Here is a 12,966-nt window from a genome sequence, read left to right on the forward strand (position 1 = left end):
TAAACCACTTATTACAATTTTATTTCAATATCAACACCTGCTGGTAAGTCAAGTCTCATTAACGCATCAACAGTTTTTGGTGATGGGCTTATTATATCTATCAATCTTTTATGAGTTCTTATTTCAAATTGTTCTCTTGAATCTTTATATTTATGTGGGGCTCTCAAAATCGTAACCACATCTTTTTCTGTAGGCAGTGGCACTGGTCCTGCTACTTTTGCCCCTGTGGACTTAGCAGTTTCTACTATCTTTTCAGATGATTGATCTAATATTGTATGATCAAAAGCCTTTAATCTTATTCTAATTTTTTGTTTTGCCATTGTTATTTCCCTCCTTTTCATGCACGCTATGCTTCTTACGTACAACAGCGGATATATTCTGTAAACTGTTCCAGGCGTTTCTTTTATTTTATGAAAGCACTGCCTTTACAGAATCACCGTCGCCTAAGTTCAAGACCTAGGCATACTCAGTCAAGAATTACCCGGAAGCCCGGCAACCTCTTGCCTCATCGCTGTTATAACATCACAACTTCTTAATTATACAATAAATTTATATACATGACAAGTAAAAATTTATATTTCTACTTATTAAAAAGGAAAGAGTGCACTCTTTCCTTTTTAATATAACATATTTAGTAAGTTTTACAAGTAATATATTTCTAGTTTAATTACTCAGTTATTGTAGTAACAACACCTGATCCAACTGTTCTTCCGCCTTCTCTTATTGCAAATCTTAATCCTTCATGCATTGCTACTGGTGTTATAAGTTCTACGTTCATGTCTATGTGGTCTCCTGGCATTACCATTTCTACTCCTTCTGGTAATGCAATTGATCCTGTTACATCTGTTGTTCTAAAGTAAAATTGTGGTCTGTATCCATTGAAGAATGGTGTATGTCTTCCACCTTCTTCTTTCTTAAGTACATATACCTGACCTACAAATTTCTTATGTGGATGTACTGTTCCTGGTTTTGCTAGTACTTGACCTCTTTCTACTTCGTCCCTCTGTATTCCTCTTAATAGTACTCCGATGTTATCTCCTGCCATTGCCTGGTCTAGAAGTTTTCTAAACATCTCTACTCCTGTACATGTTGTCTTCTTCTTCTCTTCCTTTAATCCTACTATCTCTAATTCGTCTCCGATTTTTAATACTCCACTTTCTACTCTTCCTGTTGCTACTGTTCCTCTTCCTGTTATTGTGAATACATCTTCTATTGGCATTAAGAAGTCCTTATCTGTTGGTCTTTCTGGTGTTGGTATATATTCATCTACTGCATCCATTAATTCATGTATGCATTTTGTTGCTTCTGGATCATCTGGGTTCTCTAATACCTTTAACGCACTTCCTACTATTATTGGTACGTCGTCTCCTGGGAATCCATACTCACTTAATAATTCTCTTACTTCCATCTCTACTAATTCTAGTAATTCTGGATCGTCTACCTGGTCTGACTTATTTAAGAATACTACTATATACTGTACTCCTACTCTGCTTGCTAACAATATATGTTCTCTTGTCTGTGGCATTGGACCATCTGCTGCACTTACTACTAGAATTGCTCCATCCATTTGTGCTGCTCCTGTTATCATGTTCTTTACATAATCTGCATGTCCTGGACAATCTACATGAGCATAGTGTCTCTTATCTGTCTCATATTCTACATGAGCTGTATTTATTGTTATTCCTCTTTCTTTTTCTTCTGGTGCTTTATCTATTTCATCATACTTTGTTGCTGCTGCTTTTCCCTCTTTTGATAATACCATTGTTATTGCTGCTGTTAATGTTGTCTTACCATGGTCTACGTGTCCTATTGTTCCTATGTTTACATGTGGTTTGGTTCTTTCATACTTTTCTTTTGACATTACTCTTCCTCCTTAAATACACTAATATATTAACTAAAATTAGCTATTTCTCTCTCCTACAATTTTCTCTTGAATACTCTTTGGCACTTCTTCATAATGGTCAAATGTCATTGAATAAACTCCTCTACCTTGTGTCCTAGATCTAAGTGTAGTAGCATATCCAAACATTTCAGACAATGGGACAAACGCTCTTATAATTTCAGCTCCTGACCTTGGATCCATTCCTTCGATTCTTCCTCTTCTGGAATTTATGTCTCCCATTACATCTCCCATATATTCTTCTGGTATTGTAACTTCAACTTTCATCATTGGCTCAAGTAAAACTGGGTCTGCTTTATTCATAGCATTCTTAAATGCCATAGATCCAGCTATTTTAAATGCCATTTCTGATGAATCTACATCATGATAAGATCCATCATATAACTTAACCTTAAAGTTTATAGTTTCATATCCTGCAATTACACCATTTTGAGCAGCTTCTTGAATTCCATTATCAACTGGTCCAATAAATTCTTTAGGAATAGCTCCTCCTACAATGGCATTTTCAAACGTATATCCTTCTTCTGAAGGTGACATCTCTATGGAACAATCACCATATTGTCCATGTCCACCAGACTGTCTAATAAATTTACCTTGTGCTTTAACAGTTTTTCTAATCGTCTCTTTATAGGCAACTTGTGGTTCACCAACATTACATTCTACTTTAAATTCCCTTTGAAGTCTATCAACAATTATTTCTAAGTGAAGTTCTCCCATACCTGCTATAATTGTTTGACCTGTCTCTTGATCTGTATAAGTTTTAAATGTTGGATCTTCTTCAGCAAGTTTAGCTAAAGCTATACCCATTTTCTCCTGACCAGCCTTTGTCTTTGGCTCTATAGCTACACGTATAACTGGTTCAGGGAATTCCATACTTTCAAGTACTATAGGACTGTTTTCATCGCAAAGAGTATTACCTGTAGTAGTATCTTTCAATCCTACTATAGCACCTAAATCACCTGCACGAAGTTCGTCAACTTCCTGTCTATGATTTGAATGCATCTTTACAAGTCTTGCAATTCTTTCTTTTTTCCCTTTTGTTGAGTTATATACGTAAGTACCACTCTTCATAATTCCTGAGTAAACTCTTGTAAATGCTAATTTCCCTATAAAAGGATCTGTAGCAATTTTAAATGCCAATGCAGTTAATGGTGCATTATCATCAGCTACTCTTTCCATTTCCTCTTTAGTGTCAGGATCAGTACCTTTTACAGGTGGTACATCAAGAGGTGATGGCATAAAATCAACTACGGCATCTATCATTGGCTGAACACCTTTGTTCTTATAAGAAGATCCACATAAAACTGGAACTATTTTATTTTCAATAACACCTTTCCTCATAGCAGCTACTATTTCTTCTTGTGTTATTTCTGCTCCATCTAAATATTTCATCATTAAATCTTCATCTAAATCGGCTACTGCTTCAATTAAAGCTGTTCTATACTCTTCTGCCTTATCTGCTAACTCATCAGGTATTTTAACTTCATCCATAACAGTTCCAAGATCATCTTCATATATTATAGCTTCATTTTTAATAAGATCTACTATACCTTTAAATTTATCTTCTGTTCCAATTGGAATTTGAATAGGAACTGCATTACAGTGTAATCTTTCTCTCAAAGTATTTATACACATGTAAAAATCTGCTCCTACTGAATCCATTTTATTTACATAAACCATTCTTGGGACACCATAATTATCTGCCTGTCTCCATACAGTTTCTGTTTGTGGTTCAACGCCACTTTTGGCATCTAAAACAGTAACAGCTCCATCAAGAACTCTAAGTGATCTTTCAACTTCTACTGTAAAATCTACGTGTCCTGGTGTGTCTATTATATTTATTGCATAGCCTTTCCATTTACAAAAAGTAGCCGCAGAGGTTATAGTTATTCCTCTTTCTTGCTCCTGAGCCATCCAATCCATTGTAGCTTCACCATCATGTACTTCTCCTATTTTATGGGTTATTCCCGTATAGAAAAGTATACGCTCCGTAGTAGTAGTCTTTCCGGCATCAATATGTGCCATTATTCCTATATTACGGAACTTCTCTAGCGGATATTCTCTTTCCACTTAAATTTCCTCCTCGCAAGTGTAAATTTAGGATTTGACAAAACTGCTTTAGTAAAAATACCAAAACAGTTTTTAATATTAATATCTATAATGTGCAAAAGCCTTATTAGCTTCAGCCATTTTATGAGTATCTTCTCTCTTCTTAACAGCTGCACCTGTATTATTTGCTGCATCCATTAATTCTGAAGCAAGTCTTTCTCTCATATATTTTTCATTTCTTTTTCTTGATGCAATAAGAAGCCATCTTATTCCTAAAGTCTGTCTTCTCTCTGGTCTAACTTCTATTGGAACCTGGTATGTTGCACCACCAATTCTTCTTGCTTTTACTTCTAGTAAAGGCATTATATTGTTCATTGCCTCTTCAAAAACTTCCATTGGCTCTTTATTTGTTTTTTCATGAATTATGTCAAAAGCTCCGTAGCATATTTTTTGAGCTACTCCCTTTTTACCATCTTCCATTATACTGTTTACTAATTTTGTAACTACCTTACTATTATATACTGGATCTGGTAATACATCTCTTTTTCCTATATGTCCTTTTCTTGCCACTTTTCTTCCCTCCTTAACAATTAAAATTTAAGTTCATCGGTACTCGGCTTTAAATAAAGCCGCAAAGTGCTTTGTACTCCTGCAAAATATGATAAAGTACTGTAAATATATATAAACGCTGAAGACATAGCACTAATACTCAACTTAATTAATCAATTACTTTTGTTTTGGCTTTTTTGCGCCATATTTTGATCTTGACTGTAATCTGTCGGCAACTCCAGCTGAATCCAGTGCTCCTCTTACAATATGATATCTGACACCTGGAAGATCTTTAACTCTTCCTCCTCTTATTAGAACAACACTGTGCTCTTGTAAGTTATGTCCTATACCTGGAATATACGCACTTACTTCATATCCATTTGTCAACCTAACTCTGGCAATTTTTCTAAGTGCTGAGTTTGGCTTTTTAGGAGTAGTAGTTTTTACTACTGTACAAACTCCTCTTTTTTGTGGACATTCTTTTAGTGCTGGTGCTGTTGACTTTGTGCTCATTGTCTTTCTGCCTTTTCTTACTAATTGGCTTATTGTTGGCATATCTACACCTCCTCTTTTAATTAAAATACATTACAATTTATATTAATTATTCTTGAAAGCTTATTTAGTATACTGTTCATTTAATCTTTTAATACAGCAGCTGTAGCAGCTCCTACATCTATACCACATAGTTTTCCCAATTCTTTCATAGTATCTATATAAATTAACTCCGGGGAATTATCATCAATTAACACTTTTACTGACTGTATTAACTTATCGTCAGCATCCTTAGCTATATAAACAGTTTTTGCAGTGCTATTCTTTATTGCTTTAACTGTTTGCTTTAAACCGACAACCTTGTTTCCTTTTAGTCTGTTAACCATTATTCTATTCCCTCCCTCAATGCTATATAAATAAAGTACATAATACTTTATTCTTGAAAAAACATACAGATGTATTTTATCATTTTAACATTGCTATGTCAATAAATTATATGCTACACTTCTGCCTCATCACTTACCTGTTTTTCATCAGATTTATCTTCTGTATTAATCCTTACAGACCTATACCTGGTCATACCTGTTCCTGCTGGTATAAGTTTACCTATAATTACATTTTCTTTCAATCCTAACAATGGATCTACTTTACCCTTTATAGCTGCATCTGTAAGAACTCTTGTAGTTTCCTGGAACGACGCTGCAGAAAGGAAGGATTCAGTTGCAAGTGCTGCTTTAGTTATACCAAGTAAAGCTACCCTGCCTTTAGCTGGTTCCCCACCATTAGCTTCTACTTTTTCATTAGCCTCTTCAAAATCAAACATATCAATCATAGTTCCTGGAAGCAGTTCTGTATCTCCTGATTCCTCTATTTTAATCTTTCTTGTCATCTGCCTTATTACTACTTCCAGATGCTTATCATTTATATCAACACCTTGAAGTCTGTAAACTTTTTGAACTTCAGACAAAAGATAATTTTTAGCTCCCTGAACACCTTTTATTCTTAAAATGTCATGTGGATTTACAGAACCTTCTGTTATTTCATCTCCAGCACTTATTGCATCTCCATTAGATACTTTAAGTCTTGAACCAAACGGTATGTCATAGCTTACTTCTTCTCCAGTATCCATAACTATGGAAACACTTCTCTTCTTTTTTGTCTCTTCCATTTTTACAGTACCTGAAACCTCACTTACTATAGCAAGCCCTTTTGGTTTTCTAGCTTCAAATAATTCTTCAACTCTAGGAAGACCTTGAGTTATATCAGATCCTGCAACTCCTCCAGTATGGAAAGTTCTCATAGTGAGCTGTGTACCTGGCTCTCCTATACTTTGAGCTGCTATTATACCTACAGCCTCTCCTATATCAATTTTCTTTGCAGTAGCCATGTTCATACCATAGCACTTTGCACATACTCCATGTTTTGACTTACAAGTAAATACAGACCTAATCTTTACTTTTTTAATTCCAGAAGCCTCTATTTTCTCAGCTATTTTTGGATCCATATAGACATCTTTTGGTATTATTATTTCTCCAGTTTTAGGATCTTTAATATCTTCAGCAGAATACCTACCAGTAAGTCTTTCTGCCAAACTTTCTATAACTTCATTTCCTTCTTTTATTTCAGAAACGTCATATCCTTCATGAGTTCCACAATCTTCTTGTCTTACTATAACATCCTGGCTTACATCTACAAGCCTTCTTGTAAGATAACCAGAGTCAGCGGTCTTTAATGCAGTATCTGCATTACCTTTTCTAGCTCCGTGAGTTGATATAAAATATTCTAGTACATCCAAACCTTCCCTGAAAGATGCTCTTATAGGAAGCTCTATTATCTTTCCTGAAGGATTTGCCATAAGTCCTCTCATACCTGCAAGCTGCTTAATTTGACTTTTAGATCCTCTAGCTCCTGAATCCGCCATCATAAATATTGGATTAAATTTATCTAGATTATCCATAAGTGCATCTGCAACATCTTCTGTAGTTTTAGTCCATTTCTCAATAACTCTTTGATATCTTTCTTCCTCTGATATAAATCCTCTTCTATACATTTTTTCTATTTTATCTACTGCTGCATCTGCTTCACCTAAGAGCCTTTTTTTAGCTTCTGGAACCACCATATCTGAAGTGGAAACTGTTATACCACTTATAGTAGAATAATGATATCCTCTAGCTTTTATTTTATCAAGCATTATGGAAGTTTTAGTAGCACCATGCTTCATATAGCATTTATTTATTATCTTACCTAAGTTTTTCTTAGCTACAAGAAAATCAATCTCAAGTTTAAACTCATTCCCAGGTTTACTTCTATCTACAAATCCCAAATCTTGAGGTATAGATTCATTAAATATTATTTTACCTGGGGTAGCATCAATTATACCACTTATAGTTTTTCCGTCCTTAACCTTAGTAAGTCTAACCTTTATCTTGGCATTAATATCAACCTGCTTTAACTGATATGCCATTATTACTTCATCCGGTGAAGAAAAAATTCTACCTTCTCCTTTAGCTCCATCTTTTTCTATAGTTAAATAGTATGAACCAAGTACCATATCCTGTGTAGGCACAACTACCGGCTTTCCATCTGAAGGTTTTAGTATATTATGTGCAGCAAGCATTAAAAATCTAGCCTCTGATTGAGCTTCAACAGATAAAGGAACATGTACCGCCATTTGGTCTCCATCAAAGTCTGCATTATATGCAGTACATGCTAATGGATGAAGTTTTATAGCTCTACCCTCTACAAGTACAGGTTGAAATGCCTGAATTCCTAATCTATGGAGAGTCGGAGCACGATTTAAAATTACTGGATGGTCTGATATTACTTCTTCTAATACATCCCATACTTGAGTCTGTACTCTTTCTACCATTCTCTTTGCACTTTTAATATTATGTGCTAAACCACTTTCTACTAACTTTTTCATAACAAATGGCTTAAATAATTCAAGTGCCATTTCTTTAGGTAGACCACATTGATACATTCTAAGTTCAGGTCCAACTACTATAACAGAACGTCCAGAGTAATCTACACGTTTGCCCAGCAAATTTTGTCTGAACCTACCTTGTTTACCCTTTAGCATATCAGATAATGATTTTAAAGGTCTATTTCCAGGTCCTGTTACTGCTCTTCCACGCCTACCATTATCTATAAGGGCATCTACAGCTTCCTGAAGCATTCTCTTTTCATTTCTAACTATTATATCTGGCGCACCCAAATCTAGTAATTTTTTAAGCCTATTATTTCTATTTATTACTCTTCTATAAAGATCATTTAAATCTGATGTAGCAAATCTTCCTCCATCTAATTGAACCATAGGTCTCAAATCAGGTGGGATTACAGGTATTACATCTATAATCATCCAATCAGGCTTATTACCAGATTTTCTAAAAGATTCAACTACTTCCAATCTTCTAATTATCCTTACCTTTTTTTGCCCTGTACTGCTTTTCAAATCTTCTTTTAAAGTCACAGATAACTGGTCTAAATCTATTTCTTCTAATAGTTTCTTAACAGATTCAGCCCCCATACCTGCTACAAAATTTTGCTCACCATATTTGTCTACAGCTTCCCTATATTCTTTTTCAGTTAAAAGTTGCTTTTTTAACAGTTGAGTTTCTTTTGGATCTAAAACAACATAAGATGCAAAATACAGTACTTTTTCAAGAGCTCTAGGTGACATATCCAAAATTAGTCCCATACGAGATGGTATTCCTTTAAAGTACCATATATGGGATACAGGAGCTGCAAGCTCAATATGTCCCATTCTCTCTCTTCTAACCTTTGCCTTAGTTACTTCAACACCACACCTATCGCAAACTATACCTTTGTATCTTATTCTCTTATACTTACCACAGTGACATTCCCAATCTTTAGTTGGTCCAAAAATTCTTTCACAGAATAGTCCATCTCTTTCAGGTTTTAAAGTTCTATAATTTATTGTTTCTGGTTTTTTCACTTCACCTCTTGACCATTCTCTTATTTTTTCTGGTGAAGCTAAACCTATTTGAAGTGCATCAAAATTATTTAATTCAAACAAGGGTACATCCTCCCTTCCTAATGTTCATCATTAAAATCATCTATTTCTAAATCACTCTGCAAATCATCTAAAGTAAGATCTTCATAATCTAAATCAAGATCTTCGTCGCTGTCATTTTCAGTATTGCCATTTTGTTCTTGTTCACTATTATAGTCATTATTTTGTTCTTGAGGTACATCAGCAGAATCTTCTTTTCCTTCAATATTTACATCTAGTTTTTCCATATCTTCGTCCACAGATTCTTTAAGCTTAATTTCCTCTTTGTTATCATTTAATACTTTTACATCCAAGCATAAAGCTTGAAGTTCCTTTATCAGAACCTTAAATGATTCTGGTATGCCAGGTTCTGGTATATTTTCACCTTTTACAATAGCTTCATAAGTTTTGACTCTTCCAACTACATCGTCTGACTTAACTGTCAATATTTCCTGAAGTGTATGAGCCGCACCATATGCCTCTAATGCCCAAACTTCCATTTCACCGAATCTTTGGCCACCAAATTGAGCTTTACCACCCAATGGCTGTTGAGTTACTAAGGAATATGGTCCCGTAGATCTTGCATGGATCTTATCATCGACCAGATGTGCCAATTTTAAGATATACATATATCCTACAGTTACAGGCCTATTGAATTCTTCTCCTGTTCTACCATCATATAGTATTGTTTTTCCGTCTTCTCTATATCCTGCTTTTTTCAAGCATTCCAATATATCTTCTTCTGTAGCTCCATCAAATACTGGAGTTGCTATATGCCATCCTAGTTCACTAGCAGCCCATCCTAAATGAACTTCTAATACCTGACCTATATTCATACGTGAAGGTACACCAAGTGGATTTAAACATATCTGAAGAGGTCTTCCATCTGGTAAGAAAGGCATATCTTCTTCTGGTAGTACTCTAGAGATAACACCTTTATTTCCGTGTCTTCCTGCCATTTTATCTCCTACAGATATCTTTCTCTTCTGAGCTATATAACATCTAACTAATTTGTTAACCCCTGGTGAAAGCTCATCTCCATTTTCTCTTGTAAATACTTTTACGTCTACAATTATACCTGCTTCACCATGTGGTACTCTAAGGGACGTATCCCTAACTTCTCTAGCCTTTTCGCCAAATATTGCTCTTAAAAGCCTTTCTTCTGCTGTAAGTTCAGTTTCTCCCTTAGGTGTTACTTTACCTACCAGTATATCTCCTGCCCTAACTTCTGCACCTATTCTTATAATTCCTCTTTCATCTATATCCTTTAATGCATCTTCTCCTACATTTGGTATATCTCTTGTAATTTCCTCTGGTCCTAATTTTGTATCTCTAGCCTCAGATTCGTATTCCTCTAGATGTATTGATGTAAATACATCCTTTTTTACTAACTCTTCAGATATAAGCATTGCGTCTTCATAATTATATCCTTCCCAAGTTGTAAATCCCATTCTAATATTTTTTCCAAGTGCTATTTCTCCAAGATCTGTAGAAGGTCCATCTGCTAAAACTGTTCCCTTTTTAACTACTTCCCCTTTTTCAACTATAGGTCTTTGATTAATGCATGTGCACTGGTTAGATCTCTGGAACTTAAGAAGTCTATAAATATCTGTACCTCCATCTGAGTCTCTTTTAACCCTTATTTCGTTAGCACATACATAAGAAACAACACCTGCATTTCTAGCCTTAGGAAGTACTCCTGAATCTACTGCAGCCTTGTATTCAATACCTGTTCCTACAATAGGTGCCTGTGGTTTCAAAAGTGGAACTGCCTGTCTTTGCATATTTGATCCCATAAGTGCACGGCTGGCATCATCATTTTCAAGGAATGGTATCATAGCTGTAGCTACAGAAACTAATTGCCTTGAAGACACATCCATATAATCAACATCTTGGCCAGGTACTACAATAACATCTTCTTTATCTCTAACCGTAATTTTATTATCTATAAAATTACCATTTTCATCAAGAGGTTCGTTAGCCCTACCTATTAAATATTCATCTTCTTCGTCTGCTGTCATATATACAATTTCATTTGTAACTCTCTTATTTTCCTTATCTACTTTTCTATATGGTGTTTCTATAAAGCCATATTGGTTAACTCTTGCATATGTAGCCAATGAGTTAATAAGCCCTATATTAGGTCCTTCTGGTGTCTCTATTGGACACATTCTTCCATAATGTGAGTGATGAACATCCCTGACTTCAAATCCAGCTCTTTCTCTAGAAAGTCCACCTGGTCCTAAAGCAGATAGTCTTCTCTTATGAGTAAGTTCTGACAATGGATTAGTTTGATCCATAAACTGGGATAACTGTGAACTTCCAAAAAACTCTTTTATAGACGCAGCTACAGGTCTTATATTTATAAGAGCTTGAGGCGTTATAACTTCCTGATCCTGTATGGTCATTCTTTCCTTAACCACTCTCTCCATTCTTGAGAGACCTATTCTAAATTGGTTTTGCAATAATTCACCAACAGATCTAAGTCTTCTATTCCCAAGATGGTCTATGTCATCAGTATGACCTACTCCATATGCTAATCCCAATTCATAACTAATGGTGGCATACATATCATCCCTAACTATATGTTTTGGTATTAATTCATGGATATTCTTTCTTATTTGTTCCTTAATACCTTCCTCATCGCTATAGTTATCTAAAATTTTCTTTAAAGTTGGATAATGAACTCTTTCCTTTATATTTAAATCATCTATATCAAAGTCAACAAAACTACGTATATCTACAAAGTTATTACCTATAACTCTTAAAACTACATCTTCAATTTGAATATCTACTACGTTTATTCCACACTGCTGAATTTCTACTGCCTTTTCTCTATCTATCTTTTCACCTTTTTGGATAAGAATTTCTCCTGTATCTGGATTAACTACATCCTGTGCTGCTATCTGATTAGCAATTCTTAGGTGTAATGATAGCTTCTTATTAAATTTATATCTTCCAACTCTTGAAAGATCATATCTCTTCGCATCAAAAAACAAAGATTCAATTAGTGACTGGGCACTATCCACTGTAGGAGGTTCTCCCGGTCGTAACCTTTTATATATTTCAAGCAAAGCCTCTTCATGAGTCTTTGTATTATCTTTTTCAATTGTGGCTTTTAGCCTTTCATCCTCTCCAAAGAAATTAGTAATCTCTGCGTCTGTACCATAACCCATGGCTCTAATAAGAATAGTTATGGGTAACTTTCTAGTTTTATCTATTCTAACGTATATTACATTGTTAGAGTCAGTTTCATATTCTAGCCAAGCTCCTCTATTAGGTATTACAGTTGAAGAAAAAAGATTTTTTCCTGTTTTATCAACTGAAAGATCATAATATACACCTGGTGATCTTACAAGTTGACTAACTATAACTCTCTCTGCACCATTAATTATAAAGGTTCCTTGCTCCGTCATAAGAGGGAAATCTCCCATAAAAACTTCTTGCTCCTTAACTTCACCAGTTTCTTTGTTAATTAACCTTACCTTTACTTTTAAAGGTGCTGCGTAAGTTGCATCCCTTTCTTTACATTCTTCTACAGAATATTTGATATTATCCATATCTAACTTATATCCTACAAATTCCAAATTAAGGTTAGCAGTATAATCCTGAATAGGATTAATATCATCGAATACCTCTTGTAATCCTTCTTTCAAAAACCAATTGTAGGAATCTAGCTGAACCTCAATTAAATTAGGCATGTGGCCTATTTCTTTAAGTCTGGAAAAGCTCATTCTTGTTCTTTTACCAACCTGGACAGGATGTACCATTGATTTTTCACCCCTTGCATAAACTAAAAATAGCCAAAAACATTCACAGTGTATGTATATATATGTACTATATGGATGTTTATGGATTTATTAATTGCCATTGTAATAGTATAACCTATTTTTTTATAATTAATTCAATTTGTGTTAAATAATAAAGTATTTACGTTTTCTGCATAACTAATCAATGCAATTTA

At 34.7% G+C, this 12,966-nt stretch carries 8 protein-coding genes; all 8 read right to left on the bottom strand.

Features of this window, described 5'->3' with window-relative positions; translation table 11 throughout:
* Positions 1 to 11: 11 nt before the first annotated feature.
* Complete coding sequence (gene rpsJ, locus DMR38_RS20320) at positions 12 to 320, bottom strand: 30S ribosomal protein S10 (protein ID WP_011988802.1); 309 nt, start codon at positions 318 to 320, stop codon at positions 12 to 14.
* A gap of 347 nt (positions 321 to 667) precedes the next feature.
* A complete protein-coding gene (gene tuf / locus DMR38_RS20325) occupies positions 668 to 1,861 on the bottom strand; it encodes an elongation factor Tu (RefSeq protein WP_127723411.1) in 1,194 nt (397 codons plus the stop codon).
* Positions 1,862 to 1,900: 39 nt separating this feature from the next.
* Positions 1,901 to 3,970: an elongation factor G gene (fusA, locus tag DMR38_RS20330; protein WP_127723413.1), complete on the bottom strand. Its 2,070-nt coding sequence runs from the start codon at positions 3,968 to 3,970 to the stop codon at positions 1,901 to 1,903.
* 78 nt (positions 3,971 to 4,048) lie between these two features.
* Positions 4,049 to 4,519 carry a 30S ribosomal protein S7 gene (gene rpsG / locus DMR38_RS20335; protein ID WP_063555934.1) on the bottom strand — a complete coding sequence of 157 codons (471 nt, stop codon included), beginning with the start codon at positions 4,517 to 4,519 and terminating at the stop codon, positions 4,049 to 4,051.
* Positions 4,520 to 4,675: 156 nt separating this feature from the next.
* Complete coding sequence (gene rpsL / locus DMR38_RS20340) at positions 4,676 to 5,053, bottom strand: 30S ribosomal protein S12 (protein WP_127723415.1); 378 nt, start codon at positions 5,051 to 5,053, stop codon at positions 4,676 to 4,678.
* Positions 5,054 to 5,133: 80 nt separating this feature from the next.
* Positions 5,134 to 5,376: a ribosomal L7Ae/L30e/S12e/Gadd45 family protein gene (locus DMR38_RS20345; protein ID WP_063555935.1), complete on the bottom strand. Its 243-nt coding sequence runs from the start codon at positions 5,374 to 5,376 to the stop codon at positions 5,134 to 5,136.
* Positions 5,377 to 5,489: 113 nt separating this feature from the next.
* Positions 5,490 to 9,026, bottom strand: coding sequence for a DNA-directed RNA polymerase subunit beta' (gene rpoC, locus DMR38_RS20350; protein ID WP_127723417.1), 3,537 nt, complete (start codon positions 9,024 to 9,026; stop codon positions 5,490 to 5,492).
* 17 nt (positions 9,027 to 9,043) lie between these two features.
* Positions 9,044 to 12,772, bottom strand: a complete 3,729-nt coding sequence (rpoB, locus tag DMR38_RS20355) for a DNA-directed RNA polymerase subunit beta (RefSeq protein WP_127723419.1) — start codon at positions 12,770 to 12,772, stop codon at positions 9,044 to 9,046.
* Positions 12,773 to 12,966: the final 194 nt, after the last annotated feature.

Origin of the sequence: Clostridium sp. AWRP, from assembly GCF_004006395.2 — a bacterium.
In the GTDB taxonomy this organism is placed as follows: domain Bacteria; phylum Bacillota; class Clostridia; order Clostridiales; family Clostridiaceae; genus Clostridium_B.